The sequence below is a fragment of the Actinomadura nitritigenes genome, assembly GCF_017573545.1.
GTDB lineage: Bacteria > Actinomycetota > Actinomycetes > Streptosporangiales > Streptosporangiaceae > Spirillospora > Spirillospora nitritigenes.
This window is the reverse complement of sequence record NZ_JAGEOK010000005.1, coordinates 115,908-141,495: the sequence shown is the minus strand read 5'-3', so window position 1 is coordinate 141,495 and position 25,588 is coordinate 115,908. Positions and strand designations below refer to the sequence as shown.

The window sequence follows — 25,588 nt, the reverse complement described above, 5'->3', positions numbered from 1 at the left end:
CCAATGGTCGGCCGGTCAGCGCGCGGGCGGGCGGTCGGCGTCCGGGACCGCCGCTGAGGGACGCCGTTCGCGCGACGGGGACCGGGTGTCCGGACGGCGGGCGGCGCCGGCCGTTGCGCGTCCGCTGAGCGCCCAGGTGGCGAGCGCGCAGAGCGCGAACGTCGCGCCGAGGACGGTGGAGCCGGTCCAGCCCGCCGCGTCGAACGCGGCCGTGGTCGCGGCCGCTCCGAGGGCGGAACCGAGCGAGTAGAAGAGCATGTAGGCGCCGATGGTGGCGCTGGTGCGGCCGGGGTAGGCGGCGGTCAGGGTGTGCTGGTTGCTCACGTGCACGGCCTGAACGGCGAAGTCGAGCAGGACCACGCCGGCGATCAGCAGCGGCAGCGACCACGGGAGCTGCCCGATCGCCGCCCAGGAGACGAGCAGGAGCGCGAGCGCGACGCCGGTGACCCGGCGCGCGTGCCCGGCGTCGCCCCAGCGTCCGGACCGCGCGGCGCCGAGGGCTCCGGCCAGCCCGGCGACTCCGAACAGCCCGATCCGCGCTTCGCCGAGGTGCCACGGCGCACCGGCCAGCGGCAGGGCCATGCCGCTCCACAGGGTGCCGAACGAGGCGAACAGGAAGAACGCGATCAGCCCTCGGGTGAGGAACACCGGCTGGGCGAACAGCCTGCCGAAGGACCGCAGGGCCTGCCCGTACCGGGAGGCGTCCGGGCGGGCGTCGGCGGGCAGCAGCGTGAGGGCGAGCAGCGCCAGGAGGGCGGCGAGGACCGCGAGGGCGAGGTAGACGCTGCGCCATCCCCACAGGCCGGCGAGGAGTCCCGCGACGACGCGCGCGCCGAGGATGCCGATCACCACGCCCGAGGTCACGATGCCGATGTTGCGCCCGCGCTCGGCCGGCGGGGAGATCGAGGCCGCGTACGCGACGGTGGTCTGCACCACCACCGCGAACACTCCCGCCGCGGCCAGCCCGGCGAACGCCGCCCAGGCGACCGGGGCCGCCGCGGTGACCGCCGTCCCCGCCGCCACCAGGGCGAGGTGCGCCGCGATCAGGCGCCTGCGGTCGAGGACGTCGCCCAGCGGCACCAGGAGCACCAGTCCCGCCAGGTAGCCGAGCTGTCCGGCGGCCACGAACCAGCCGAGGGCGTCGACCGGAACGCCCAGGTCGCGTCCCATCGGTCCCAGCACCGGCTGCCCGGCGTAGACGCTCGCCACCGCGACCCCGCACACCGCCGCGAGCAGCGGCGTCATCCTCCCGTTCACCGGGCACCTCCGTTTGGTTTCATTTTGCAACTGATCGGAGGCTAGGCCAGAATGGTTTCAATCCGCAACTCATTGGAGGGGTGATGGCACCCGATGCCGCAGAGGGGCAGAGCCCTCCGTGGACGGACCCGACCTGCCCGGTCGCCCGCACGGTCGATCTCGTCGGCGACCGGTGGAGCCTGCTCATCGTCCGGGACGCGATGGACGGCGCCCGCTCGTTCACCGACTTCCAGCAGCGCACCGGCATCGCCCGCAACATCCTGACCGAACGGCTCCGCAAGCTCACCGCCCGCGGCCTGCTCGCCCAGGTCGACTCCCCTTCGGGCAGGCGCAGGCTGTACGCGCTCACCGACGCGGGCAAGGACCTCTTCCCCGTGATCGTCGCGCTGCGGCAATGGGGCGAGCGGCACGCCTTCGAGGCGGGGGAGGAGCACTCGGTCCTGGTCGACGGCGACGGCGTCCCCGTGCCCGACGTCCTGCCCGTCGCGGCGGACGGATCGCCGCTGACGAGCGAGACGACCTCGGTGCGGCGCCCCACCTGACCCGCGCGGGAGGCGCCGCCGTTCCATGAGGGCTCCATTGCGCGAACCCATGGATATCAGGTGCTTTTTCGGAAAACCACATCGAGTGAGCGGCCACCCGTTTTCCGCCTGGCCGCTAGTGGACTCGCCGAGGTCGGATTTCAGCGGATCTCTAGTGATCCTCGAATGCCGATTCTCCCGCTCGCCTTAACGTGGCGCCATGACGACACCCCAGAAGAGCCCGGCGGCAGAGACCTGGCAGATCGGAAAGGTGACCGTCCATCGGATAGCCGAAGTCCCGCTGCGCGGGTTCGGCCGGTGGCTGTTGCCTCAGGCGACCCCGGACGTGGTCGCGGAATCGACATGGCTGAGCCCTTTCTACGTGGACGACGACGGGCAGCTCCTCGGATCGGTCCACGCCTTCGCCGTCCAGGTCGGCGACACCCGCGTGCTGGTGGACGCCGGCGTGGGCAACGGCAAGGCCCGCCCCTTCCCCGCGTGGGACCACCTGTCCACGCCGTTCCTCGACCGGCTGGCCGAGGCGGGCTTCACGCCCGGCAACGTCGACGTCGTGATCAACACGCACCTGCACCAGGACCACGTCGGCTGGAACACCCGGCTCGACGGGGACCGCTGGGTGCCCACGTTCACGAACGCCCGCTACGTGTCGGCCCAGGCCGAGTACGACTACTGGGGCGGCGTCGAGCTGGAGCCGGACCAGCGCGAGATGTTCACCGACTCCATCGACCCCGTCCGGGAGGCCGGGCTGCTGGACCCCGTCGACGTGCCCGACGCCGGCGTCGAGGTGGCCCCGGGCGTGACGATCGTGCCGGCGCCCGGCCACACGCCGGGCCAGGTCATGGTCCGGCTGGACGGCGGCGACCGCGCCGCCGTGATCTCCGCCGACTGCCTCCACCACCCGGTGCAGTTCGCCCGCACCGCGATGTGCGCGACCGTCGACGTGGACGCCGAGCAGGCGACGAGGACCCGGCGCGCGCTGTTCGCCGACCTCGCCGGGACCGACTCGGTCCTGTTCGGCAGCCACTTCGACGCCCCGTCCGCCGGCCTGGTCCGCAAGGACGGCGACCACTACCGCTTCCTCCCCGTCGAGCTCGACTGAACGGCGGCCGGACGGCCCCTCTGACCCGAACGTCCCTCCCGGCCGGGCCGGGAGGGACGTTCGTGTTCCCCGATCACGCGTTCCCCGGCGTCGAGTGCCCCGACGCCGGACGGGAACGGCCGGAGGTCCCGGGCCGGCGGGGACCCGGGACCTCCGGCCGGAGGGGACGGCGGTCAGGCGGCGGCCGGCTTGCGGGCGCGGATGAGGCGCTCGGTGGCGGTGATGCGCTCGACCGTGACGCCGGTGTACCCCGCGTCGCCGAGCCAGCGCTTCGCGTCCGCGAAGGTGTACTCGGCGGCGCCCGACCGGACGAGCTTCATGTTGAGGCTCATCAGCAGGGAGTGCGCGGGTCCGGTCCGGTCGTCGTCGATGAGCTCGTCGTAGACCAGCAGCTCGCCGCCGGGGCGCAGGGCCTCGAACGCGCGGGTCACCAGCGCGACGCGGCTCTCCTCGTCCCAGTCGTGCAGCACGTGCCCGAAGATGTAGGCGTCGGCCTCGGGAAGCGCGTCGGTGAGGAAGTCGCCGCCGTGGAAGGTGGTGCGGTCGGCGGTTCCCAGGGCCGCCATGTGCTCGTCGAACAGGGGCCGCAGCGGCGGCATGTCGAAGCAGGCGGTCCTCAGGTGCTCGTGCGCGCGCGCGAGCGAGCCGGCGAGGTTGCCGCGCGCGCCGCCGAGATCGACCACGTCCCGGTGCCCGCTCCAGTCGACCCGCTCGACCAGGTAGGCGGTGACGGCCGCGGAGGCGCTGTCCATCGCGTTCATGAAGCCCCGGACGCGGTCGAGGTCGCGGTAGAACTCGCCGAACGAGTCGAATCCCTCCTGCAGCGACCCGGACCTCAGCAGGTCGGTGAGGCGGCCCCACGCCGGGTAGAGCGCGCGCCCCATGAAGGTGAGGAAGCCGCCGACGTAGCCCTCGCCGTTCTGGTCGAGGAGGCGGGCGGCGGCCGGCGCGTTGGCGTACCGGCCGTCCCGGCGCTCCAGCAGGCCCAGGGCCGTCAGGGCGTCGAGGAAGTCCGCCGCCGCGCGCGCGTGCAGGCCGAGCTTGCCGGTGATCTCCTCGAGGGTGGCGGGCCCGGTAGCCAGCATGGTGAACAGGCCCAGCTCCACCCCGCTGAACAGCGCCCGCGACCGCCAGAAGCCGCCGGCCACCTCCATCACGAATTCCAGGTCCGCGGTTTCCTGATTCGGCGAGTCCATTCCATGGTCCTTTCGGAGTCCGAACGGGTGAAACTGTCTTCCGATTTCACTCCTTCTGTATGGTCGGTTACGGCAGTCGAGAAGCTCTAAGGAAATGATCGGGAGCCGCTGGGCGCCTCTTTCCTTCGATCCGGATCGGGGCCAGTGTGGTGGCATGCGAATATCTCTCATCACCGGCGCCAACAAGGGAATCGGTTTCGAGGTCGCGCGGCAGCTCGGCGGGCTCGGCGAGCAGAAGGTGCTCGTGGGCGCGCGCAATGAGGAGCGCGGCCGGAAGGCGGCCGCCGCGCTGCGGGCGGAGGGGGTGGACGCCGCATACGTGCACGTCGACGTCACCGACGCCGCCGGACTGGAGCGCGCCGCGAAGCGAATGGAGCGCGAGTACGGCCGACTCGACGCGCTGGTCAACAACGCCGGGATCGCCATTCTGGACTGGAACCTGCGCCCCGGCCGGGTTCCGCTCGACGTGGTGCGCCGGACCTACGAGACGAACGTGGTGGGGGTGATCGCGGTGACCGACGCGATGCTGCCGCTGCTGCGCCGCTCGGCCGCGGGGCGCATCGTCAACGTCTCCAGCCGCCTGGGATCGCTCACGGTCACCAGCGACCTGGCGTCACCGGTCTCGCGGGTGAACCTGCTGGCCTACAACTCCTCCAAGGCCGCCCTCAACGCCGTGACCGTGGCCTACGCCAAGGAGCTCGCGGAGACGCCGATCAAGGTGAACTCCGTCAATCCCGGCTTCTGCGACACCGACATGGCGTCCGACCTGATCGCTGCCATGGGGGCGGGCCGGGGCGTGCGCACGCCGGCGGAGGGCGCGCGGGCCGCGGTCACCGCCGCGACGCTGCCCGACGACGGCCCGACGGGCTCCTTCTTCGGAGACGAGGGCCCCGTGCCATGGTGAGCGCCCTGGCGCGCCGGGCCGGTCAGGCCGGCCCGGCGGCCTTCGCCAGTTCGGCGCGGAACCCGCCGATGACGCCGCTCAGCCCGATCTCGAAGCGGTCCTCGAGACCGCGCTCGTTGAAGCCGGCGGTGACGGCGATGAGGTTGGGGTACTGCTCCGGCGGCAGGTGCTGCACGAACTCCTGCATCTGGTCGAACCGCTCGCGGGCCTCCGCGCCGGTGCCGAACGAGATCTCCTGGGTCACGAAGCCGACCGCGTAGTACAGCAGCACCAGGTAGCAGATGTTGGTGAGCCTGTCGTCGAAGCCCGCGCGGCGCAGCGTGCCGATCACGTACTCGGCCAGGCGCAGCCAGTTCGGCCCGAGCGGCACCCGGCCGGTCAGCAGCCGGGTCGCCGCCGGGTGGGCCAGCAGCACGCGGCGGATCTCGCGGGCCACGCTCGTCAGCCGCTCGGCCCAGTCGGCCTCGTCGGCGGCGGGCAGCCGGCACTCGCCGAGCACGGCGTCCACGACCAGGTCGAACAGCTCGTCCTTGCTCCGGAAGTGCCAGTAGAGCGAGGGCGACTTGATGTTCAGCGCGGTCGCGAGGCCGCGCATGCTGAACGCCTCGAAACCGTCCTTCTCCAGCAGTTCGAGGGCGGCCTCGACGATCTCGCTCCGGCTGAGGCGCGGATCGGGGCCCTTCTCCTCGTTCCACAGCCCCTCGGGATTGGGGCGCAACCGCAGCTTGGCGCGGTTGGGGCGGTCTGCCATCGGACCCCCGGAGGTCGCGTCGGTCGGATGAATTCACTCTAGCATTGATAGGACCCCCTACCGATGCTAGGCTGCACCTAGCAATGATAGGGAACTCGTCGAGTCAGGAAGGGTCACGGATCCGATGACTGCGCAGAGGCCCGTCTCGGACGTCTATGGCGGCCGTACGGGGGATAACAGGGAAGAAGCCGGGTGGTGGCCGCTCGTCGCGATCGTCACCGCCGTCTCCATGCTCATGATGAGCGCCACGATCGTCACCGTGGCGCTCCCGGACGTCCAGCGCGACCTCAAGGCGAACCTCACCGACCTGCAGTGGGTCGTGAACTCCTTCACCCTCGCCATGGCGGTGTTCCAGCTGACCGCCGGGTCCCTCGGCGACCGCGTCGGCCGCCGCCGGATGTTCCTGATCGGCGTCGCCGCGTTCGGCCTGGCGTCGCTGGCGTGCGCCGTGTCCACCACCCCCGACATGCTCATCTGGTCCCGGGCGGTGCAGGGGCTGGCGGGGGCCGTCATGTTCGCCACGACGCTCGCGCTCGTCGCGCAGATCTACCACGGGCAGATGCGCGGCCTCGCCTTCGGCGTCCGCGGCGCCGCGGCGGGCGTCGCCGTCGCGCTCGGCCCGCTCCTCGGCGGCGCGCTCGTGGCCGGCATCGACTGGCGCTGGGTCTTCTACATCAACATCCCGTTCGCGGCCGTCACCCTGGTCATCGCCTGGGTGAAGCTGCCTCGGCACGAGGAGCTGCGCAAGGGCAAGAGCCTCGACGCCGGCGGCCTGCTCACGCTCACCGCGTCGCTGGTGCTCCTGATGGTCGCGCTGCTGCGCGGCGAGGACTGGGGATGGTCCAGCGACCGCGTCATCGCGATGTTCGCCGGCGCCGCCGTCTTCATGGCGGTCTTCCTGATCATCGAGTGGCTGCACCGGGAGCCGATGCTGGACCTGTCGCTGTTCCGCAGCCGCGCGTTCAGCGGCACGCAGCTCGCCACGGTCGCCACCCACGGCAGCTTCTTCGCCCTGCTGCTGTACCTCTCGCTCTACTTCCAGAACCAGCTCGGCTACTCGGCCTTCAAGACCGGCCTGTGCTTCCTCGCGGTCAACATCCCGATCCTGCTCTCGGGGCCCGCGGCGGGCGCGTTCATGGACCGGCTCCCGGCCTGGGTGCTGCCGACCCTCGGGCTGGTGCTCGTCGGCACCGGCCTCGTCGTCATGCACGGCCTGACGCTCGACTCCTCGTGGACGCATCTGGCCCCGGGCATGGTGATCGCGGGCTTCGGCCTCGGCATGGCCCTCCCGGCGATCGGGTCGCTGTCCATGGAGGTGGCCGACGGGCCGCGCCTCGGCATGGCCGCGGGCGTCAACAACACCGTCAGCCAGACCGCCATGGCGATGGGAATCGCCGTCTACGGCGCGGTCCTCGGGCGCCAGGTCACCCACACGATGTCCGACGACCTGGCGGGCAGGCACCTGCCGATCCACGACATCGCCGGGGCCGCGTCCGCCGGCCAGATCAAGGCGGTGGCCGCCCACCTGCCCGGCGCGCTGCGGAAGCCGGTCGTCGACGCGGCCGAGCACGGGATCGTGAACGGCCTGAACCTGCTCTTCTTCGTGGTCGCCGCGGTGGCCTTCGCCGGAGCGGTCCTGGCCGTGCTCCTGATCCGCACGCCCGAGCACAGGGGCTGACGGCACCGTCCCCGGTGACCACCGGGCACGGGCGGCCGTGAACGGTGCGAGGCCGTTCCGGCGCGGTGGGCGGCCTGCCCCGTGGGCCGCCCGCCGGCCCGGGCCGGCGGACCACCGGCGGCGCGCCCAGATGCTCGGAGACCCCCTTGCCACCCTGGAGGTACTGATGGCGGAGACGCGTCCGCGGCTCAGGGACGACCTGCTGGAACTCGCCGTACACGCGGCGGTGCCGAACGACGGCCGGGGCTACGGCGCCGACCTCAACGAGGCCCCCTTCCCACCCACGGACAGCGTGCTCGCGATGGCGAGGAGAGCGATGTCCGAGGTCAACCGATACCCCGACGACCGCTGCTCCGAGCTCGTCCAGGCGCTCTCCGACGAGCTCTCCGTCCCCGCGCCGCACATCGCGGTCGGGGCCGGCGCCACCGCGATCATCCAGCAGGTGCTGCTCGCGGCCGTGCGGCACGGCGACGAGGTCGTCTGCTCCTGGCCGTCGACCGAGCGCTACCCCGGCCTGATCCAGGTCGCCGGGGCCCGGCTGGAGGGCGTGCCGCTGGACGGCGCGCACCAGGACCTCGGGGCGCTGGCCGGCGCGGTCACCGAACGGACCCGGGTGGTGTTCGTCGGCAACCCGAGCGACCTCACCGGGACCACGGTGCACCGGCACGCGCTGCAGAACTTCCTCCGGCGGGTCCCACCGGACGTGCTGGTGGTGATCGACGAGGAGTACCGGGAGTTCGTCGGCGAGCCGGCCGCGCCGGACGGGGTGCGCCTGTACCGCGAGCACCCGAACGTCGCGGTGATCCGCACGTTCTCCAAGGCGTACGGCCTGGCCGGGCTGCGGGTCGGCTTCATGGTCGCGCAACCGCGGGTGATCGGCGCGGTCCGGCGGACGGCGCTGCCGTTCGGCGTGAGCGCGGTCGCGCAGAAGGCCGCGCTGTCCGCGCTGCGCGACCAGTTCGAGCTGCGCCGGCGCATCGCCGTCCTGGTGAAGGAGCGCGACCGGCTGCTGCGGCTGCTGCGGGCGCAGGGCTGGGACGTGCCCACCAGCGGGGCGAACTTCCTGTGGCTCCCGCTCGGCACGCGGACCGACCGGTTCGTCCAGATGTGCGCCGAGCACGGCGTCAAGGTCAACGGCTATGCCGGCCGCGGAGCCCGCATCACCGTGGGAGAGCCGGAGGCGAACGACCTCGTCGGCTTCGTCGCCGCCCGGTTCGCGGCCTCGTGACCGCCGCGACCGCCGAGCGGGCCGGCCCGGGCGGCCGCGGGGTCAGCCCGGCTCCCTCACGGGACGGGGGGCGGGCGCCACCCGCTCCCGGCGCCGCCGGCTCCAGCGGCGCATCGCGGGCCGTTCCACCCACGTGTGGAGCGCGGCGGCCAGGACCAGCGCGACGCCGAGCAGGCCGGCCTCGACGCCGAACGCGGCGGGTGCGCTCCAGCCGCCGCCCAGGACGAGACGGCCGTAGGTGAGCACGGGGAGGTGCACCAGGTAGAGGGCGAACGAGATCTCGCCCAGCCAGGTCATGACCGGGACGGCCAGAAGGGAGGAGCGCCCGCGCGAGTCGCGGTCGGCTGCGGCCGCGATGACCAGGGCGAGCGGGACCACCGTCGGGGCGACCATCGCCCAGGGGGAGGGCACCAGCTTCACCTGGAGGGCGACACCGGCGGCCAGCAGGCAGGACGCCGGGCCGAGCCCCGGGCCGACCCAGCGGCCCGAGAGCACGATCCGGGCCATGACCACGCCCAAGGTGAACTCCAGGAGCCGGACGGGAGGCAGCGAGTACACCGCCCAGTAGTCCCAGACCGACATCGGGAACCACGGCATCTTCGGGGTGTCGGGCAGGAGCCACTGGGCGGCGGCCGGAACCAGGACGACCAGCGCCACCAGGCCCGCCGCGCAGGCCCAGAGCCGTTCCGGCCGGATCGCCCGGACCGCCCGGATCACCAGCGGGAAGCACAGGTAGAACAGCAGCTCGCAGCTCAGCGACCAGCTGGGGATGTGCAGGGCGTTCATCACGTCGGCGTCGGGCACCCAGGCGTGCACGAGCAGCAGGCTCGGCAGCGTCTTGCCCCAGGTGGCGCGGTGGGCCGCGGCCTGGCCCGGGAGGAACGCCAGCAGCAGCACGGCGGTCCACGTGACCAGGTGGTTGGGGTAGATCTTGACGACGCGGCGGCGCCAGAAGTCGCGCGCCGCGTCGCCGGGACGCGACGACCAGGTCAGGACGAAGCCGCTCAGCACGAAGAAGAAGGCCACGCCGAGCCAGCCCGCGGCCGTGGCGGGCGCCTCCAGGGAGGGCGCCGGCCCCCGGTCGCCGTAGAACGACTGGAAGGTGGCGTGGCAGAAGAACACCAGGAGCGCCGCCAGGATCCGCATCCCGGTCAGCGAGGGAAGCCTGGTGCGCGGGTCGTTCACGGGCGCCTCGCTCACGGCCGGCCACCGCCTCCGGCGTCGGAGTAGATGACGTGCTCGGGGGTGACGCGCACCGTGACGCGCCGCTCGTCGCTGCTCCGGTGCGCGTAGTCGGGCGCGCCCCAGTACTTGCGGGCGATCCGGTCGGTCATCTCCTCGGCGCCCTTCTCCTCGATGCGCCCCGTGCCGGACACGGTGAGGGAGTGGAACGGGACCGCGGGATCCAGCACGCTGACGGCCACCCGGCCGTCGGTGCGCAGGATGCGCTCCTTGACCCGGCCGATCGCGGTCGTGAAGACGACCTCGTCGCCGTCCACGTCCACGCAGACGATCGTGCAGTGGGGCGAGCCGTCGGGCCGGATGACGGTCGCCCAGGCGAAGTAGGGCTCACGGAGCATGGCCTTGGCCTGGTCGCTCAGCGGCGTCGCGTTCATGTCGGGCCTTTCGCGTTCGGGGATCGGGCGTGGCTCAGACGTCGGGCATGCCGAAGTCGACGTTGGGGGCGTCGATCCCGCCGTCGATCTCGAAGACCTTGCCGGTCACGTACGAGGCGGCGGGGGAGGCGAGGTAGCGGACGGCCGCGGCGATGTCGCCGGGCACGCCCACCCGCCGCATCGGGGTCGCCCGCTCCAGCCGGTCGCGCATCGCGTCGTCGGCGAGCACCGGCTCCAGCACCGCGGTCGCCACCGCGCCCGGCGTCACGGCGTTCACCCGGACGCGCGGCGCCAGGTCCCGCGCGGCGAGCCGGGTGTACTGCGCCAGGGCGCCCTTGGCGGTGCCGTACGCCAGCCAGCCGCGGCCGCCGACGCGCCCCACCGTCGAGGTGATGTTGACGACGGCGCCGCCGCTCGCCGGCGCGTCCAGCAGGTGCGGGACGGCGGAGCCGGTGACGGCGTGCGCGATGCCCACGTTGAAGCGGAAGGCGTCCACGAGGTCGTCGGGCGTGAGCGCGGTGAAGGGCCGGATGGTGGCGCTGCCCACGTTGTTGACGACGATGTCGAGCCGGCCGAAGGCCTCGACCGCGCGGTCCGGCAGGGCGGCGGCGAGGCCGAGGTCGGACAGGTCGCCGGGGACGGCGAGGGCCCGGCGGCCCGCGGCCTCGATCTCGGCCGCGACCTTCGCCAGCTGGTCGGCCGAGCGCGCCGCGATCACCACGTTGGCGCCCGCGCGGGCCAGCTCGATCGCGGTCGCGGCGCCGATGCCGCGCCCGGCGCCGGTGACCACCGCGACCCTGTCGTCGAGGCGGAAGGCGTCGCGGGCGGGTGCGTCCTGATCCATGTGTCTACTCCTGGGGTCGCGGCGCGGACGGGGGCGCGGAGGGGGCGATGTTGGCGTTGAAGCGGAACAGGTTGTCCGGGTCGTACGCCTTCTTGACCGCGGTGAGCCGCGCGTAGGCGTCCGGGGCGAACGCGCCCGGCACGTACGTCGCGGGCTCGTCCGCGGAGACGAAGTTGACGTAGGGGCCGCCGGTGGCGTGGGGGCGGATCGCCGCCGACGCCTTCGCGCTCCAGGCGGCGAGGTCGGCGGCCGTGTCGTCGCGTTCGGCCAGGGCGTTGACGGCCACGAGGTGGGCCGCGTCGCGGAAGCCGAACGGCGTGTCCTCGGGCGCCGTCTCGGCGATGGCGCCGCCGAGCTGCTGGATCTGCAGCATGGCGAGGCGTCCGGGGGCGTCCGCGGCGGCGGCCAGGAGCCCGTCGACGGCGGCGTCGTCGAGCCGGCCCAGGAAATGGCTCGCGCCGTGGGCGCGCTGCCGTTCGGGAAAGCGGTTCGGCGGCTGCTGCAACTGCAGGTAGGTCATCGGCCGGACGGCGTCGGCCACCGGCGGCCCGAACTCGCGCAGCGGCCGCAGCATCCGCTCCGCCTCGTCCGGCGGGGCGAACGCGGCGACGCCGACCATCACGATGGGACGCCCGCGCACCGGCTCGGGGACGAAGGGCGCCGGGGGCGCGGCCATCAGCGTCAGCCGGACCGCGAGCCGACCGGGGGCCGCGTCGGCGACCTCCTGGTAGTGGCGCAGCACCTGCGCCCCGCGCTCGATCGGATGGATCAGCACGCCGCCGGTGAGCTCGCGCAGGGGATGCAGCGCGAACCGCATCCGCGTCACGACGCCGAAGTTCCCCCCGCCGCCGCGCAGCGCCCAGAACAGCTCCGGCTCGCTGCCCGCGTCGACCCGGTGGGTCGCGCCGTCCGCCGTGACCACCTCGGCCTCGACCAGATTGTCGCAGGTCAGACCGTACAGCCGGTGCAGCCAGCCGAAGCCGCCGCCGAGCGCGGTGCCGGCGACACCGACCTGGGGCGCGTCGGCGCCGGTCACCGCGAGCCCGTGCTCCTGGGCGGCCGCGTCGACCGGTCCCCAGCGCAGCCCGCCGCCCGTGGTCACCGTCCGGGACCGCGCGTCGACCTCGAGCCCGTCCAGCCCGGACAGATCGATGACCAGGGCGCCGTCGGCGGTGCCGTGCCCCGCCAGGCCGTGCCCGCCGCCGCGGATCGCGACCGGCAGGCCATGGTGCCGGGCGTGCGCGATCGCCACGGCCACCGCCTCCGGCGCGGCCGGCCGGGCGACGAGGGCGGGCCGCCGGTCGATGTCGACGTTCCACACCGAGCGCGCCGCGTCGAACCCGGGGTCGCCCGGCCGGACCAGGATGCCGTCAAAATGGCGGCCGAGCGTGTCGTCCAGGACCTTTCTCATTGGCTGCCTCCCTCCCGTCGTTGGTTTTCTCGAGTGTTCATAAGACCGGTAGAGATTGGCTGAAGAGGGGCTGAAGGCGCGCCGGTCCGTGCCCCCACCATTTCCTGAGTGCTCCTTCAGGCCGGCTCGCGAAAGTGGACGGGACAGCCGTTCGACCTGCCCTTCGGGCACGGTCCACAGGATGAGGGAAGAAGGGCGATGTCAGACCAGGGAAGCGTGAAGTCCGAGTACGACGTCATCGTGATCGGCGGTGGCCCCGCGGGCGCGTCGACCGCCGGCCTGCTGGCCCAGCGCGGGCACCGGGTGCTCGTCCTGGAACGCGAGCAGTTCCCGCGTTACCACATCGGGGAGTCGCTCATCACCGGATGCGTCGGCGTTCTCGACGAACTCGGCCTCCGGGAGCGGCTCGACGCGCTCGGATTCGTCAAGAAGTTCGGCGGGAGCCTCGTGTGGGGGCGGGACGGCCGATGGGGCTTCAAATTCACCGAGGGCGAGCCGGAATTCCCGCACGCCTACAACGTCCGCCGCGCCGACTTCGACGCGCTGGTGCTCGGGCGGGCCCGGGAACTCGGCGCGCACGTCCGCGAGGAGGCCGCGGTCAAGGGCCCGATCGTCGAGGACGGCCGGGTCGTCGGCGTCCGCTACAAGCTGCGCGGCGGCGAGGAGACCGAGGCGCGGGCGACGATGGTGGTCGACGCGTCCGGCCAGGCGCGGCTGCTCGGCCGGCACCTGACCACCGTCGAGTGGACCGAGGACCTGCGCAACGTGGCGGTCTGGGCCTACTTCCAGGGCGGTGAGCCGCTGACCGGCGACGAGAGCGGCAACATCTTCATCGAGCACGTCCCCGGCGGATGGTTCTGGTACATCCCGATCTACGACGGCACCCACAGCGTCGGCTACGTGACCTCCGCGGCCGAGGCGACCGGTGCCGGGCAGGGGCTGCCGGAGCTGTTCCAGGCCAAGATCGCCGAGACCGCCCATCTGAAGGACATGCTCGCGAACGCCGTCCAGACCAGCGGCCACCGCAACGCCCGCGACTGGTCGTACGCCTGCGGCCGGCTGAGCGGCCCCGGCTGGGTGCTGGTGGGCGACGCCGCGGCGTTCGTGGACCCGCTGTTCTCGACCGGCGTGACGCTGGCGATGCTGGCCGCCGCCGCGGCGGCCAAGGGCATCGACGTCGTCCTGAAGGACCCCTCGCGCGAGACGGACGTGTTCGAGCGGTACGAGGCGTCCTACCGCGACTTCCTGGAGAACATCGTGTCGTTCGTCCGCTTCTTCTACGACGCCGGGCTCAACCAGGAGGCGTACCACCAGTACGCGCAGGCGCTCATCGACCCGGGGAAGCTGTTCTTCCCGCGCAAGGACTTCGTGACCCTGATCTCCGGGCTCAACTCGCTGCAGCCCATCTTCGACCCGGAGCCGGGCGGGTCGGTGCCGGCCGCGACCTGACCGGCCGCACGCGCCGGAGGGGCGGTCCGATTCCTCGGACCGCCCCTCTCATCGTGCGCCGGGCCTCACATGACGATGTCGGCCAGCAGGTCCACCTGAGACGGGTCGGGATTGACCGGCAGCAGGATCAGCTCGTCGGTGCCGACCTCCGCGTACTCCTTCACGGTGCGGCGGAGGGTCTCGGCGTCCTTGAGCGTCGCGTCGGCGACGCGGTCCGCCACCCGCTCGGAGAACGAGTAGTAGCTGCGCAGGTACTCGCGCGCGCGCCGGTCGGCGTCCTCCCCGACCGAGAAGTACGCCAGCGCCTGCAGGAAGGGCGCGCCGTCGCGGCCCGCCGCCTTCCAGGCCCGCCGCGCCTGCTCGGCGCCGCCGGCGAAGGAGTCCGCGCCGTCCGCCCCGGCGATCCACCCGTCGCCGAAGCGCGCGACGCGGCGGAACGACCGGGGCGCGAAACCGCCGATGATGATCTGGGGGGCCCGGCCGAACGGGCCGATGCCGCCCTCGCCCGCCCAGACCGCGGTCATCTCCGCCAGCATGCGGTCGAACTCCCGGCCGCGCTCGGCGTAGGGGGCGTTCGAGGCGACGTAGTCGTCGTCGCGGCCGCCCGGGGCCATGCCCAGCACCAGCCGTCCGCCGGACAGCTTGTTGACCGAGGCCGCCTGCTTGGCGAGCAGCGCGGCGTTCAGCCGGCACGGCGCGATGACCACGCTGGTGGCGAGCCGGATCCGGCGGGTGACCGCGGCCGCCGCCGACAGCGCGACCAGCGGCTCGTAGTTGTCGAAGACGAGCCGGTCGATGGCGGACAGGCAGGAGTACCCGTCGTCCTCGGCGCGGCGCGCCCATTCCAGGATCTGCTCGGGGCCGGCGCCGGGGATGTTGGCCGGCAGGCCGATGCCGATCTGCATGTCGGGTCCTTTCGGGGATCGGTCGGTACTGTTCGCCGGACACGTGGACGGAGCGCCCGCGGGTGGGCCGACACCGCGGGCGCTCCTCGGCGGGGCGCGACCCGGACCGTCAGGGCGTGAGCAGGACGCGCCCGCGCACGCCGCCCTTGGCGAGCATCGCGTGCGCCTGGGGTGCCTGCTCGAACGGGAAGTCCTGCGCCACCCGGAGGGTGAGGCGGCCCTGCTCGGCCAGCGACACCAGCTCCGCGAGCCGGGCGCCGTCGGCGGTCACGTGGACGCGGTGCACGCCGATGCCGCGCTCGGGCCCGGGCGTCTTCGGCGGGGTCAGCCCGGCGTACGCGCCGCCGTCGCGGACCGCGGCGATCATCTCGGGCCCGATGGTCGCGGCGTCGACCAGCGCGTCCACGCCGTCCGGCGCGTGCGCCCTCAGCGCCGCCACCGGGTCGTCGGAGCGCGGCACGAACGTCGCGCCGAGCCCGGTGAGGAACGCCTCGTCCTGCGCCGACGCGAGCGCGAGGACCCGGTGGCCCCGGCCCCGCGCCAGCTCGGCGGTGTAGCCGCCGACGGCACCGCCCGCGCCGGTGACGGCGATGGTCGCGCCGGGCGCGGGGTCGAGCAGTTCCAGGATCCGCAGCGCCGTGAGGCCGTTGACCGGGATGGTCGCGGCCTGCAGCGGGGTGGCGCCCGCGGGCGCCCGCGTCACCGACGCGGCGTTCAGCACGACGTACTCGGCGTAGGTGCCGGCCCTGGTGTCGAGCCAGTCCGACATCCCGATGACGGCGTCGCCGGGGGCGAAGCCGGTGACGTCGGGCGCCACCGCGTCGATCTCGCCCGCCACGTCCCAGCCGAGGACGTACCGCGGACCCGGGGGGAGCATCCCGCCGAGCCAGCCGGCCCGCGCCACCAGGTCGAAGTTGTTGACCGTGGCCGCCTTGACCCGGACGCGGACCTGGCCCGCCTCCGGCTCCGGCGTGGGGACCTCGACCACCGACAGCACCTCGGGGCCGCCGAACGAGGTCATCGCCACTGCTCGCATCGTCGCGTCCTCTCCGGCTCAGGCCTGGTCGTGGAGGTAGGCGAGCCGGCAGGGGTTCGGGTCCACCGAGGTGATGATCCCGCTGACCTCCTTGAAGTAGGACTGGAGGTCGGAGCGGGCGCGCATGTCCTCGAAGTCCTCCTTGCTCTCCCACTCGGTGATGGTGATCAGGCGCTTGCCGTCGTGGCTCAGGTGCATGGCGACCCCGACGTTGCCCTTGTGCGCGCCCATGACGTCGGCGCCCTTGGACATCACCTCGAACAGCCTCTCCTGGTGCTCGGGGTTCGTGTCGAAGATGTTGACCATCGTGAAGTGCGCCTTGTCGGCCGGAATGCGTGCCATCGGGATGACGTCCTTTCAGTCGTGCCCGCGGTGCGGGTCGTTACCTCGTGGTGGGGGCGATCTCGTCGTGGGTGTAGGCGACGCGGCAGGCGATGAGCTGCACGTCGCTGACCAGGCCGTGGACCTCGCGGAAGTGCTCCTGCCGGTCGGGCAGGGCGCGCATCGCGTCGAAGGCCTCCTTCTTCTCCCACTGCGCGTAGCCGATGAGGCGCGTGCCGTCGTGGCTGAGGTGGAGGCCGGCCGACACCAGGCCGGGGAAGCCGCGGAGCCGCTCCTCGCCCTCCTTGATCACCTCGAAGAGCCGGCGCTGGTTCTCCGGGGTCGTGGTGAAGACGGTGATGGTCGTGTAGTAGTCGTCGTCGGTCGAGATGTGCACCATGGCCGGGTCCTCCGCGTCGGTGGCTGGCGGTCTCGGGAACGGGCGGTCGGAGAATCAGGAGGTCGCGGTCACGGCGCGGCCGGTGACGGCGTCCAGGACCTTCGCCAGGGCCGTCCCGGGGTCCTCGGCCGCCTCCTCCGCGCGCCAGGCGACGAACCCGTCGGGCCGGACGAGCACCGCGCCCGAGGGGCCGATCCCCGCCGCCTCCGGGAACGCGCCGCCGGGGTCGTCGAGGTCCATGGCGGGTCCGACGGCGTACGCCCGCAGGGGCATGCCCGAACGCTCGGCCTCCCGCCGGGCGGCGCGCGTCCAGGCCGCGCCCTCGGGCCCGGCCAGCAGCGCGTAGGCGTCGCCGGCCAGGTCGACCGAGGACACCCGCTCGCCGTCGCGCTCCAGCCAGACGTGCGGCACGCGCATGCCGGGACGGCCGTCGATGTCCAGCTCTTCCGGGAGCGCCTCGGTGAACGCCTCCCCGGCGACGGCGCGCGACGCGTAGCGGTACCCCATCGTGATGGTGGTCTGGTCGCGCTGGTCGTACTTGGCGGCCTCCTTCGGGTTGCTCCACTGGATGTGGCGCATCCACGCCTGGTCGGCCGTCTCCTTCCCGACGGGCCGGCGCTCGGCCTCGTAGGTGTCGAGGAGCGCCTCGCCGGCCCAGCCGTTGATGACCGCGGCCAGCTTCCACGCGATGTTGTTGGCGTCCTGGACGCCCGCGTTGGCGCCGAACCCGCCGGTCGGCGGCATCACGTGGCAGGCGTCGCCGGCGAGGAAGACCCGCCCGGACCGGTACCGGTCGACGACCTCGTGCGCCATCCACCAGCCCATGGTCATGTGCACGTCGATGGACAGGTCGGGGACGCCGGTGGCCGTGCGGATCAGGTCCGCGCACTCGGCGTGGGAGATCCTGCCCTCCTCGATGTCCTCCGGCCCGCAGAACAGGCCGAAGATCCACCGCTCGTCGTCCAGCTTGAACAGCATGCCGGGCGCGGTGCGGTTGGTCAGGTAGAGGATGAGGAACCGGCGGCCGCCGAGGATCGCGTCCAGGTCGGCCTTGAACAGCACGTTCAGCACGTGGCCGACGGTGCCCTCGCCGGACCGCGCGATGCCGAGCCCGGTCCGGATCCGGCCGCCGGCGCCGTCCGCGGCGATCATGTACCGGGCGCGCACGGTCCGCTCGGCGCCGGTGGCGCGGTCGCGGATCGCCGCGGTGACGCCGTCGGCGTCCTGCTCGAACCAGAGCATCTCGGTGTTGAACTCGGCCCGCGCGCCGCGCGCGACGGCCTCGCGGAGCATGATCGGCTCCACCCGGTCCTGGCCGCACCAGACGGGCTCGACGGGGCCGACGTCATCGAACTGGTTGACGCCCTGCTCCATGACGATGACGTCCTCGTTCACGACGTGGGCCAGGGAGTCGGCGCGCAGGATGGCGCGCGGCAGGTGGTGCGGCGGCAGGTCGGTGCGCGCCCAGTACTCGCCGCGCACGACCTTCTCGGCGGTGTCCCAGACGGCCTGCTGGACGCCCACGGTGCGGAACAGCTCCATCGTCCGCGGGCTGACGTGGGTGGAGCGCAGCAGCTGGGAGGTCGTCGTGTTGCGTTCCACCAGCAGGCAGTCGACGCCGTTCTGCCGGAGGAAAAGGGCGGCGGCAAGGCCGGTCAGCCCGCCTCCAATGATCAGTACGGGAACCTCGACATCGGGCACGGTGCGTCCTCATTCGGTCGTGGGCCGCATTGATGAGCGACCAGCCTCATGCGGTAAATCACTCTGCGGCAATGCTGACCAATCGCTCTAGATTCTCACTGAGGGATCTGTGAAAGGCCACGTCAGATGGCATGTGGCGCAGTTATTGGCAGGCCGGCCGCGATCGTCCCCGAGCGCTGATAAAACGCTGGTGAATCACTAGAATCGCTTTCCTCTGTCCTGATCCGGACATTGCGGTCCGGTGGCCTTGTGAAAAGAAATGCGCGTGCCGAGTATGGGGAATCGATGTCGCCCGGTAATTGGCATCGGGCAGTGCACATCCAGCGGACAGTAGGACTTGCAGATGAGCCAGATGACCCTGGAAGAGTTGATCGACATCACCCGCGCCCAGGCCGGCGAGGCCGAGCAGGGCGTGCTCGACGGGGATGTCATCGACGTGCTCTTCGAATACCTCGGCTACGACTCGGTGGCCCTGCTCGAGGTCGTCAGCGAGATCAAGCACCGCTTCGGCGTCGACCTGTCCGACGAGGCGGTCGGATCGGCCCGGACGCTGCGCAAGCTCCTCGCCCTGATCAACCAGGCCATCGACGGCGACGTGAAGCGAAGGAGCGCGTGATGCCCCCTACTCCGGCCAACCCCGTCCCGGACGACCTCCACGCCCAGCACCTGATCCTGCTGGCCTGCTCGGGCCGGCTGTCGCAGCTGGTCGAGCTGCTGATCGAGTTCGAGATCGCCGACCGGCTCGCGGACGGCCCGCTGCCGGTCGAGACCCTGGCCGAGCAGACCGGCACCCATGCCCCCTCGCTCTACCGGATCCTGCGGACCGCCGCGTCGGTCGGCCTGTTCGCCGAGACCGGGACGAAGGGCACCTTCGAGCTGACCCCGCTCGCCGACGGGCTGCGCTCCGGCAACCCCCGCGCGGTCCTCGCCCTCGCCAAGTACAACCGCATGGACCTCACGCAGCGCGCCTACGCCGAGCTGAGGCACAGCGTCCGGACGGGCGAGCCGGCCTTCGAGAAGGCGTTCGGTGTCACGTTCGTCGAGTACCTGCAGCAGAACCCCGAGATCGACGCCTACTACGACGGCTTCATGTCGCACTGGAGCCGGCAGTTCGTCGAGCAGGAGCTGGCCCAGTGGGACCTGGCGCGGTTCCGCCGGATCGCCGACCTCGGCGGCGGCGACGGCTTCTTCCTCGCCCACGTCCTGAAGACGTTCCCCGACACCACCGGCCACCTGATCGAGCTGCCCTGGATGGCCGAGAAGGCCGCCAAGCTGCTCGCCGAGCACCAGGTGGGCGACCGCGCCGAGGTCGTCGCCGGCGACCTGCGGACCGCGGACGTCCCCGGCGACTGCGACTGCTACTTCATCAAGGCCGTCCTGCACGACCTGAACGACGAGGACGCCGGGCTGGTCCTGCGCCGCGTCCGCGCGGCGATCGGCGACCGGGACGCCCGGCTGCTGGTCGTGGACTCGGTGCTGGAGCCGGGCAACGCATGGGACCACGGCAAGTTCCTCGACCTGGACATGCTCGTGCTGCACGGCGGCCGGGAGCGCACCCTCGACGACTGGAACGCGCTGTTCGCCGAGGCCGGCTTCGAGCTGATCTCCGAGCCCGTCTACCACTGGACGCTCCTCGAGTGCCGTCCGGTGTGATCACCGAACCCCAGGAGGTACCCCATGCCCGCGCCCGCGGTGCCGCGCGAACGGCTGCACGACATCCTCACCACGCACATCGGCCTGGAGCCCGAGCAGATCGACGACGGGCTGTCCCTCGCCGAGCTCGGCATCGACTCGATCGGCGTCATCGAGCTGGAGAAGGTCCTGCAGGACGACTACGGGATCAGCCTGCCCGACGAGTCGCAGGCGATGACCATCGCCGAGATCCACGCCCACATCAACGCCGCTCCGGGGAGTGAGAACTGATGGCGAGCTCCACCGACAACTCCATCCACGTCGACGCGCCGATCGAGCTGGTCTGGCGGACGATGAACGACGTCCGCCGCTGGCCGAGCCTGTTCACCGAGTACGCCTCCATCGAGGTGCTGCACGAGGAGGGCACCACGGTCCGGTTCCGCCTCACCATGGTCCCCGACCCCGACGGGACGGTGTGGAGCTGGGTCAGCGAGCGCACCTGGGACGACGAGACCAGGACCTCGCGGGCGCACCGGGTCGAGACCGGGCCCTTCGAGTACATGCGGATCTACTGGGACTTCCGCACCGAGGGCGAGGGGACCCTCATGCGGTGGCGGCAGGAGTTCGAGGCCAAGCCCACGGCGCCGTTCACCGACGAGGAGATCACCAAGCGCCTCAACGACAACACCGCGATCCAGCAGGCGGTGATCAAGGAGAAGATCGAGCGCATCGCGCTCGGCGGGGCCGAGATCGGCCGCACGTGACCGGACGGCCCGCCCGCGCGCCCGCAGGGCGCGCCCGCGGGCCGTCTCGAGGAGACAGCCATGCCACAACGGACCCTGCACTCCCGGTTCGCCGACTCGGCCGCCCGGCATCCGGACGCCGTCGCCCTCGAACTGGCCGGCGACCGCTTCACCTACCGCGAGCTCGACGAGCTGGCGGGCCGCGTCGCCGGCCGGATCGCCGCGCGGTGCGGCGGCGCGCCCCGCGCCGTCGGCCTGCACGCCTCGCGCACCCTCGCCGCGTACGCGGGCTACCTGGCGATCCAGCGGCTCGGCGCGGTGACCGTACCGCTCAACCCGTCCTTCCCGGCGGAGCGCAACGAGCGGGTCATCACGGCCGGACGGGTCGAGGCGGTGGTCTCGCAGGACCCCGGGTTCGCGGCCGCCGTACCCGTCATCGGGCTGGGCCCGTCGTTCCCCGGCGAGCTCGCGGGCGAGCGGCCGGCGCCGGCGGGACCGGCGGGGGACACCGCCTACATCCTGTTCACCTCGGGATCGACCGGGGTCCCCAAGGGCGTGCCGGTCGGCCATGACAACCTGTCGGCCTACCTGGACCACGTCGTCCCGCGCTACGGGCTCGGCCCCGGCTCCCGGGTGTCGCAGACCTTCGACCTCACCTTCGACCTGTCCGTCTTCGACCTGTTCGCCTCCTGGGCGTCCGGCGCCGCCGTCGTCGTCCCGCGCCGCGGCGAGCTGATGAACCCGGCCCGCTTCGTCACCGGGCGGGGGATCACCCACTGGTTCTCGGTGCCGTCGCTCATCTCGGTGGCGCGGCGGCTCGGCCGCCTCACCCCGGCCTCGATGCCGGACCTGCGATGGAGCCTGTTCTGCGGCGAGCAGCTCACCGTGTCGCAGGCGCGGGCCTGGCGGGACGCCGCCCCGAACGGCGTCCTGGAGAACCTCTACGGGCCGACCGAGCTGACGCTGAGCTGCACGCAGCACCGCTACACCGAGGGCCTCACGCCGCTCAACGGCACCGTGCCCATCGGCGACCCCTATCCCGGCCACGACATCCTGGTGATCGGCGAGGACGGGGCCCCCGCGCCCGCCGGCGAGCTGTGCGTGCGCGGCCCGCAGCGCTTCGCCGGCTACCTGGACCCCGCCGACAACGCCGGGCGCTTCGTCGCGTTCGAGGCCGGACGCGCCACCGCGTGGGACGGTCCCGGCTCGCCGGGGCCCGAACTCTGGTACCGGACGGGCGACCTCGTCCGGCGCGAGGCCGGCGGCCTGGTCCATCTCGGCCGCACCGACCACCAGGTCAAGGTGCAGGGCTACCGGGTCGAGCTCGGGGAGATCGAGTCGGTGCTGCGCGACCAGCCCGGCGTCCAGGACGCCATCGTCGTGGCGGTCTCGCAGGGCGACGGCGCGATGGCGCTGCACGCCGTCCACACCGGCGAGCGGCTCGGCCAAGAGGAGCTGAAGGCGGCGCTCGCGCGGCGGCTGCCGCCCCACATGATGCCGCGCTCGCTCACGCACTGGGAGACGTTGCCGCTGAACGGCAACGGCAAGGTCGACCGCCGCACCATCGCCGACTCCATCGCCGAAGACAGGGAGCACTGAGATGCAGCGAGTGCTGTTCATCGACCGGATGCGGCCCGAGGACGCGCCGGCCGTCGCCAGGATCTGGACCGAGCACGACGGCACCGGGCTGCCCGAGCGGATCGGCGTCGTCAACCGGACGCTCTACCGCTTCCACGGCCTCTACGTCCACATGGTGGAGGCGCGCGACGACCTGCCCGGCGACCTCACCGAGCGGATCTTCGCGGCCCGCACGGATCCGGCGTTCGTCGACACGCGCGACCGCCTGGCCGCCCATCTCGAGCCGTACCTGCCGGAGTTCCGGAACCTGAAAGACACCCGAGCCGAGCAGTTCTACCGCTGGCAAGCATGACGGAAGGGCCTTCCATGTCCGGTCTGACCAAGGTGTCGATGGAGGACGTCAGCCCCAGCCGGCGGCTCGGCGGCGGCATCCGCCCGCTGCTCAGCCCCACGTCGGTCGGGGCGACCGCGGGCTTCCTCGGCACCATGTCGCTCGACCGCGGCGACTTCGTCGCCGCGCACTACCACCCGTTCTCCGAGGAGTTCATCTTCGTCGCCGAGGGCAGCGTGCTGCTGCGGATCGACGAGGACGAGCTGCTCCTCGGCACCCACGAGGCCGCCATGGTCCCGAAGACCCGGTCGCACCGCATCGAGAACGCCTCGGCGTCGCCGGCGCTGCTGGTCTTCCAGATGGCGCCGCTGGCCCCGACCCCCGAGCAGGGCCACGTGGAGGTCGAGCCCGTTCCCTACCCGGACGCGCCCCCGCCGTCCCTGCGGACGAGGTGACCACGATGCGCAGAGCCGTCATCACCGGAATCGGGGTCGTCGCGCCCGGCGGGGTCGGGACCAAGCCGTTCTGGGAGCAGATCACCTCGGGGCGCCCGGCGACCCGGCGCGTGACCCTGTTCGACCCCGAGGGGTACCGGTCCCAGATCGCCGGGGAGGTGGACTTCGACCCCGTGGCCGCGGGGCTGCGCCCCGACCAGGCCGCGGGCCTGGACAGGATGGTCCAGTTCGCGCTGGTGTCGCTGGCCGAGGCGCTCACCGACGGCGGGCTGCCGCTGGACGGCGTGGACCCCGGCCGGATCGGGGTGAGCGTCGGCACGGCCGTCGGCTGCACGATGGGGCTGGAGAGCCAGTACGCCAAGACCAGCTCCCACGGCCGCGACTGGCTCACCGACCACACGCTGGCCGCCGGCAACCTCTACGACTTCTTCGTCCCGACCTCGCTGGCCCGCGAGGTCGCCTGGGCGGCGGGCGCCGAGGGGCCGGTCACCGTGGTCTCGACCGGGTGCACGTCGGGACTGGACGCCGTCGGCCACGCGCTGGAGCTGGTCCGCGAGGGCGCCGCCGACCTGATGATCACCGGCGCGACCGACGCGCCGCTGTCCCCGATCACCTACGCGTGCTTCGACGCGCTGCGGGCGACCTCGCCCGACAACCACGACCCCGAGGGGTCCTGCCGGCCGTTCGACCGCACCCGCAACGGCTTCGCGCTGGGCGAGGGCTCGGCGATCTTCGTGCTGGAGGAGTACGAGCACGCCCGCCGGCGCGGCGCGCACGTCTACGCCGAGCTGTCGGGGTTCGCCACCCGCTGCAACGCCTACCACATGACCGGCCTGAAGGCCGACGGCAAGGAGATGGCCGAGGCGATCCGGTCCGCGATGGACCAGTCGCGGATCAACGCCGACGGCTTCGACTACATCAGCGCCCACGGGTCGGGCACCCGGCAGAACGACCTGCACGAGACGGCGGCGTTCAAGGACGCGCTCGGCGCCGCCGCCTACCGCACCCCGATCAGCTCGATCAAGTCGATGATCGGGCACTCGCTCGGCTCGGTGGGCTCGATCGAGATCGCGGCCTGCGCGCTGGCCATCGAGCACGGCGTGGTCCCGCCGACCGCCAACCTGCGCGAGCCCGACCCCGACTGCGACCTGGACTACATCCCGCTCGTCGCCCGCGAGTACCCGGTCGGCGCGGCGCTCACGGTCGGCAGCGGGTTCGGCGGCTTCCAGAGCGCGGCGGTGCTGCGCAGGCCGGAGGCGGCATGAGCGGCCGGATCGTGGTGACCGGGGCCGGGGTGCTGGCGCCCAACGGCCTCGGCGTCGCCGACTACTGGAGGGCGACCCTGGCCGGGCGCGGCGGCGTCGCCGCGCCCGAGCGGCTCGACCTGTCGCCGTACCCGCTCAAGGCGGCCGGGGAGATCCCGGGGTTCGAGCCGGCCGGCGTCGTGCCCGGACGGCTGATCCCGCAGACCGACCGCACCACCCGCTTCGCCCTCGCCGGGGCGTCCTGGGCGCTGGAGGACGCCGCCGCGGACCCGTCCGCAGCGGGCCGCTACGACGTCGGCGTGGTCACGGCGAACGGCTGCGGCGGGTTCGAGTTCGGGCAGCGCGAGCTGCAGAAGCTGTGGAGCCAGGGACCGCAGCGGGTCAGCGCGTACCAGTCCTTCGCCTGGTTCTACGCGGTGAACACCGGCCAGCTCTCGATCCGGCACGGCGCGCGCGGACACGGCTCCGTCGTGGTGACCGAGCAGGCCGGGGGCCTGGACGCGCTCGCCGCGGCGCGCCGCAAGCTGCGCGACGGGACGCTCCGCCTCGCCGTCACCGGAGGGGTGGAGGCGCCGCTGTGCCCCTGGGGCATCACGGCGCAGCTGCCCAACGGCCTGCTGAGCGAGGTGCCCGACCCGCACCGCGCCTACCTGCCGTTCGACCGGGGCGCCGCCGGATACGTCCCCGGCGAGGGCGGCGCGATCCTCGTCATGGAGGCCGAGGACGCGGCCCGCGAGCGCGGGGCGCCGCACGTCTACGGCGAGATCGCCGGGTACGCGGCCTCCTTCGACCCGCCGCCGGGGTCCGAGCGGCCGCCCGTGCTGACCAAGGCCATCGCCGGGGCGCTCGACGACGCCGGCGTGCGCGCCGACCAGGTCGACGTGGTCGTGCCGGACGCGATGGGCGTGCCGGCGATGGACCGGGCCGAGGCGGCGGCGATCGCCGAGGTGTTCGGGCCGCGGGGCGTTCCCGTCGCCGTGCCCAAGACGATGACCGGGCGGCTGTACTCCGGCGGCGGCCCGCTGGACGTCGTCGCCGCCCTGCTGATGATCCGCGACGGCGTGGTGCCGGCCGCGGTCAACATCGGCGACATCCCCGCCGAGTACGAGCTCGACGTGGTCCTGGAGCGGTCCCGCGCACTGCCGGTCCGTACCGTCCTCGTCATCGCGCGCGGGCTCGGCGGCTTCAACTCCGCGCTGGTGGTGCGCGGGGTCCGGCCATGACCCGCCACGGATTGGAGGCCTTC

At 72.7% G+C, this 25,588-nt stretch carries 27 protein-coding genes; 15 read left to right on the top strand and 12 right to left on the bottom strand.

The window, feature by feature from the left end; genetic code table 11:
• Nucleotides 1-15: 15 nt before the first annotated feature.
• Entirely contained in the window at nt 16-1,257 is a 1,242-nt protein-coding gene (locus tag J4557_RS08815; RefSeq protein WP_307799555.1) for an MFS transporter, read from the bottom strand.
• A gap of 83 nt (nt 1,258-1,340) precedes the next feature.
• On the opposite strand from J4557_RS08815, the gene J4557_RS08810 reads away from it, so the two are divergent.
• Nucleotides 1,341-1,799, top strand: coding sequence for a winged helix-turn-helix transcriptional regulator (locus J4557_RS08810; RefSeq protein ID WP_208265950.1), 459 nt, complete (start codon nt 1,341-1,343; stop codon nt 1,797-1,799).
• A gap of 199 nt (nt 1,800-1,998) precedes the next feature.
• Complete coding sequence (locus J4557_RS08805) at nt 1,999-2,898, top strand: MBL fold metallo-hydrolase (protein ID WP_208265949.1); 900 nt, start codon at nt 1,999-2,001, stop codon at nt 2,896-2,898.
• A 173-nt stretch (nt 2,899-3,071) separates the two neighbouring features.
• Here the strand turns inward: J4557_RS08805 and J4557_RS08800 are convergent, their stop codons facing one another.
• Nucleotides 3,072-4,094: a methyltransferase gene (locus J4557_RS08800; RefSeq protein ID WP_208265948.1), complete on the bottom strand. Its 1,023-nt coding sequence runs from the start codon at nt 4,092-4,094 to the stop codon at nt 3,072-3,074.
• Nucleotides 4,095-4,248: 154 nt separating this feature from the next.
• Between J4557_RS08800 and J4557_RS08795 the strand changes: the two genes are divergently transcribed.
• Nucleotides 4,249-4,998, top strand: a complete 750-nt coding sequence (locus J4557_RS08795) for an SDR family oxidoreductase (protein WP_208265947.1) — start codon at nt 4,249-4,251, stop codon at nt 4,996-4,998.
• Nucleotides 4,999-5,020: 22 nt separating this feature from the next.
• On the opposite strand, the gene J4557_RS08790 is transcribed toward J4557_RS08795, so the two are convergent.
• Entirely contained in the window at nt 5,021-5,749 is a 729-nt protein-coding gene (locus J4557_RS08790) for a TetR/AcrR family transcriptional regulator (protein ID WP_208265946.1), read from the bottom strand.
• Nucleotides 5,750-5,873: 124 nt separating this feature from the next.
• Here J4557_RS08790 and J4557_RS08785 point away from each other — a divergent pair, with 124 nt between their 5' ends.
• Both J4557_RS08785 and J4557_RS08780 read left to right on the top strand, forming a co-directional pair.
• On the top strand, nt 5,874-7,427 hold the full coding sequence (locus J4557_RS08785) for an MFS transporter (protein ID WP_208265945.1): 1,554 nt from the start codon (nt 5,874-5,876) through the stop codon (nt 7,425-7,427).
• Between the two features lie 166 nt (nt 7,428-7,593).
• Nucleotides 7,594-8,655, top strand: coding sequence for a histidinol-phosphate transaminase (locus J4557_RS08780; RefSeq protein WP_208265944.1), 1,062 nt, complete (start codon nt 7,594-7,596; stop codon nt 8,653-8,655).
• A gap of 42 nt (nt 8,656-8,697) precedes the next feature.
• Here J4557_RS08780 and J4557_RS08775 read toward each other — a convergent pair whose 3' ends face one another.
• From J4557_RS08775 to J4557_RS08760, 4 genes are read right to left on the bottom strand one after another with little or no spacing between them, the layout of a single operon-like run.
• Complete coding sequence (locus J4557_RS08775) at nt 8,698-9,855, bottom strand: acyltransferase family protein (RefSeq protein ID WP_208265943.1); 1,158 nt, start codon at nt 9,853-9,855, stop codon at nt 8,698-8,700.
• Nucleotides 9,852-10,271, bottom strand: a complete 420-nt coding sequence (locus tag J4557_RS08770) for a PPOX class F420-dependent oxidoreductase (protein WP_208265942.1) — start codon at nt 10,269-10,271, stop codon at nt 9,852-9,854. Before J4557_RS08770 ends, J4557_RS08775 begins: the two co-directional genes overlap by 4 nt.
• Before the next feature lie 34 nt (nt 10,272-10,305).
• Nucleotides 10,306-11,115: an SDR family oxidoreductase gene (locus tag J4557_RS08765; RefSeq protein ID WP_208265941.1), complete on the bottom strand. Its 810-nt coding sequence runs from the start codon at nt 11,113-11,115 to the stop codon at nt 10,306-10,308.
• Between the two features lie 4 nt (nt 11,116-11,119).
• Nucleotides 11,120-12,526 (bottom strand): FAD-binding oxidoreductase, encoded by a 1,407-nt coding sequence (locus J4557_RS08760; protein ID WP_208265940.1) that lies wholly within the window; start codon nt 12,524-12,526, stop codon nt 11,120-11,122.
• Between the two features lie 198 nt (nt 12,527-12,724).
• Between J4557_RS08760 and J4557_RS08755 the strand changes: the two genes are divergently transcribed.
• A complete protein-coding gene (locus tag J4557_RS08755) occupies nt 12,725-13,975 on the top strand; it encodes an NAD(P)/FAD-dependent oxidoreductase (RefSeq protein ID WP_208265939.1) in 1,251 nt (416 codons plus the stop codon).
• A gap of 65 nt (nt 13,976-14,040) precedes the next feature.
• Here the strand turns inward: J4557_RS08755 and J4557_RS08750 are convergent, their stop codons facing one another.
• The 5 genes from J4557_RS08750 to J4557_RS08730 all read right to left on the bottom strand — a co-directional run bounded on the left by J4557_RS08750 (nt 14,041) and on the right by J4557_RS08730 (nt 18,338).
• A complete protein-coding gene (locus tag J4557_RS08750; protein WP_208265938.1) occupies nt 14,041-14,880 on the bottom strand; it encodes an LLM class flavin-dependent oxidoreductase in 840 nt (279 codons plus the stop codon).
• 109 nt (nt 14,881-14,989) lie between these two features.
• Nucleotides 14,990-15,916: an NADP-dependent oxidoreductase gene (locus J4557_RS08745; RefSeq protein WP_208265937.1), complete on the bottom strand. Its 927-nt coding sequence runs from the start codon at nt 15,914-15,916 to the stop codon at nt 14,990-14,992.
• Nucleotides 15,917-15,934: 18 nt separating this feature from the next.
• The gene (locus J4557_RS08740) at nt 15,935-16,258 is read right to left on the bottom strand and encodes an antibiotic biosynthesis monooxygenase family protein (protein ID WP_208265936.1); all 324 of its coding nucleotides are present in this window, start codon (nt 16,256-16,258) and stop codon (nt 15,935-15,937) included.
• 40 nt (nt 16,259-16,298) lie between these two features.
• Nucleotides 16,299-16,637 carry an antibiotic biosynthesis monooxygenase family protein gene (locus J4557_RS08735; RefSeq protein ID WP_208265935.1) on the bottom strand — a complete coding sequence of 113 codons (339 nt, stop codon included), beginning with the start codon at nt 16,635-16,637 and terminating at the stop codon, nt 16,299-16,301.
• 54 nt (nt 16,638-16,691) lie between these two features.
• A complete protein-coding gene (locus J4557_RS08730; RefSeq protein ID WP_208265934.1) occupies nt 16,692-18,338 on the bottom strand; it encodes an FAD-dependent monooxygenase in 1,647 nt (548 codons plus the stop codon).
• 343 nt (nt 18,339-18,681) lie between these two features.
• Between J4557_RS08730 and J4557_RS08725 the strand changes: the two genes are divergently transcribed.
• From J4557_RS08725 to J4557_RS08685, 9 genes are read left to right on the top strand one after another with little or no spacing between them, the layout of a single operon-like run.
• Entirely contained in the window at nt 18,682-18,954 is a 273-nt protein-coding gene (locus J4557_RS08725; protein WP_190855288.1) for an acyl carrier protein, read from the top strand.
• Complete coding sequence (locus J4557_RS08720) at nt 18,954-19,991, top strand: methyltransferase (RefSeq protein WP_208265933.1); 1,038 nt, start codon at nt 18,954-18,956, stop codon at nt 19,989-19,991. Before J4557_RS08725 ends, J4557_RS08720 begins: the two co-directional genes overlap by 1 nt.
• A gap of 24 nt (nt 19,992-20,015) precedes the next feature.
• The gene (locus J4557_RS08715; RefSeq protein ID WP_208265932.1) at nt 20,016-20,261 is read left to right on the top strand and encodes an acyl carrier protein; all 246 of its coding nucleotides are present in this window, start codon (nt 20,016-20,018) and stop codon (nt 20,259-20,261) included.
• A complete protein-coding gene (locus J4557_RS08710; protein WP_208265931.1) occupies nt 20,261-20,734 on the top strand; it encodes an SRPBCC family protein in 474 nt (157 codons plus the stop codon). Before J4557_RS08715 ends, J4557_RS08710 begins: the two co-directional genes overlap by 1 nt.
• A gap of 60 nt (nt 20,735-20,794) precedes the next feature.
• Complete coding sequence (locus tag J4557_RS08705; protein ID WP_208265930.1) at nt 20,795-22,312, top strand: amino acid adenylation domain-containing protein; 1,518 nt, start codon at nt 20,795-20,797, stop codon at nt 22,310-22,312.
• Nucleotide 22,313: 1 nt separating this feature from the next.
• Nucleotides 22,314-22,643, top strand: coding sequence for a TcmI family type II polyketide cyclase (locus tag J4557_RS08700; protein ID WP_208265929.1), 330 nt, complete (start codon nt 22,314-22,316; stop codon nt 22,641-22,643).
• Nucleotides 22,644-22,657: 14 nt separating this feature from the next.
• Nucleotides 22,658-23,077, top strand: coding sequence for a cupin domain-containing protein (locus J4557_RS08695; protein WP_208265928.1), 420 nt, complete (start codon nt 22,658-22,660; stop codon nt 23,075-23,077).
• Nucleotides 23,078-23,082: 5 nt separating this feature from the next.
• Nucleotides 23,083-24,342: a beta-ketoacyl-[acyl-carrier-protein] synthase family protein gene (locus J4557_RS08690; RefSeq protein ID WP_208265927.1), complete on the top strand. Its 1,260-nt coding sequence runs from the start codon at nt 23,083-23,085 to the stop codon at nt 24,340-24,342.
• Nucleotides 24,339-25,565 (top strand): ketosynthase chain-length factor, encoded by a 1,227-nt coding sequence (locus J4557_RS08685; protein WP_208265926.1) that lies wholly within the window; start codon nt 24,339-24,341, stop codon nt 25,563-25,565. Before J4557_RS08690 ends, J4557_RS08685 begins: the two co-directional genes overlap by 4 nt.
• The last annotated feature ends 23 nt before the right edge of the window (nt 25,566-25,588 follow it).

Bases quoted from the DNA above. Each gene is read 5' to 3' on its own strand.
- J4557_RS08810 (WP_208265950.1), top strand. From the start codon at position 1,341: ATGGCACCCGATGCCGCAGAGGGGCAGAGCCCTCCGTGGACGGACCCG.
- J4557_RS08805 (WP_208265949.1), top strand. From the start codon at position 1,999: ATGACGACACCCCAGAAGAGCCCGGCGGCAGAGACCTGGCAGATCGGA.
- J4557_RS08800 (WP_208265948.1), bottom strand. From the start codon at position 4,094: ATGGACTCGCCGAATCAGGAAACCGCGGACCTGGAATTCGTGATGGAG.
- J4557_RS08795 (WP_208265947.1), top strand. From the start codon at position 4,249: ATGCGAATATCTCTCATCACCGGCGCCAACAAGGGAATCGGTTTCGAG.
- J4557_RS08790 (WP_208265946.1), bottom strand. From the start codon at position 5,749: ATGGCAGACCGCCCCAACCGCGCCAAGCTGCGGTTGCGCCCCAATCCC.
- J4557_RS08785 (WP_208265945.1), top strand. From the start codon at position 5,874: ATGACTGCGCAGAGGCCCGTCTCGGACGTCTATGGCGGCCGTACGGGG.
- J4557_RS08780 (WP_208265944.1), top strand. From the start codon at position 7,594: ATGGCGGAGACGCGTCCGCGGCTCAGGGACGACCTGCTGGAACTCGCC.
- J4557_RS08770 (WP_208265942.1), bottom strand. From the start codon at position 10,271: ATGAACGCGACGCCGCTGAGCGACCAGGCCAAGGCCATGCTCCGTGAG.
- J4557_RS08765 (WP_208265941.1), bottom strand. From the start codon at position 11,115: ATGGATCAGGACGCACCCGCCCGCGACGCCTTCCGCCTCGACGACAGG.
- J4557_RS08760 (WP_208265940.1), bottom strand. From the start codon at position 12,526: ATGAGAAAGGTCCTGGACGACACGCTCGGCCGCCATTTTGACGGCATC.
- J4557_RS08755 (WP_208265939.1), top strand. From the start codon at position 12,725: ATGTCAGACCAGGGAAGCGTGAAGTCCGAGTACGACGTCATCGTGATC.
- J4557_RS08750 (WP_208265938.1), bottom strand. From the start codon at position 14,880: ATGCAGATCGGCATCGGCCTGCCGGCCAACATCCCCGGCGCCGGCCCC.
- J4557_RS08745 (WP_208265937.1), bottom strand. From the start codon at position 15,916: ATGCGAGCAGTGGCGATGACCTCGTTCGGCGGCCCCGAGGTGCTGTCG.
- J4557_RS08740 (WP_208265936.1), bottom strand. From the start codon at position 16,258: ATGGCACGCATTCCGGCCGACAAGGCGCACTTCACGATGGTCAACATC.
- J4557_RS08735 (WP_208265935.1), bottom strand. From the start codon at position 16,637: ATGGTGCACATCTCGACCGACGACGACTACTACACGACCATCACCGTC.
- J4557_RS08725 (WP_190855288.1), top strand. From the start codon at position 18,682: ATGAGCCAGATGACCCTGGAAGAGTTGATCGACATCACCCGCGCCCAG.
- J4557_RS08720 (WP_208265933.1), top strand. From the start codon at position 18,954: ATGCCCCCTACTCCGGCCAACCCCGTCCCGGACGACCTCCACGCCCAG.
- J4557_RS08715 (WP_208265932.1), top strand. From the start codon at position 20,016: ATGCCCGCGCCCGCGGTGCCGCGCGAACGGCTGCACGACATCCTCACC.
- J4557_RS08710 (WP_208265931.1), top strand. From the start codon at position 20,261: ATGGCGAGCTCCACCGACAACTCCATCCACGTCGACGCGCCGATCGAG.
- J4557_RS08705 (WP_208265930.1), top strand. From the start codon at position 20,795: ATGCCACAACGGACCCTGCACTCCCGGTTCGCCGACTCGGCCGCCCGG.
- J4557_RS08700 (WP_208265929.1), top strand. From the start codon at position 22,314: ATGCAGCGAGTGCTGTTCATCGACCGGATGCGGCCCGAGGACGCGCCG.
- J4557_RS08695 (WP_208265928.1), top strand. From the start codon at position 22,658: ATGTCCGGTCTGACCAAGGTGTCGATGGAGGACGTCAGCCCCAGCCGG.
- J4557_RS08690 (WP_208265927.1), top strand. From the start codon at position 23,083: ATGCGCAGAGCCGTCATCACCGGAATCGGGGTCGTCGCGCCCGGCGGG.
- J4557_RS08685 (WP_208265926.1), top strand. From the start codon at position 24,339: ATGAGCGGCCGGATCGTGGTGACCGGGGCCGGGGTGCTGGCGCCCAAC.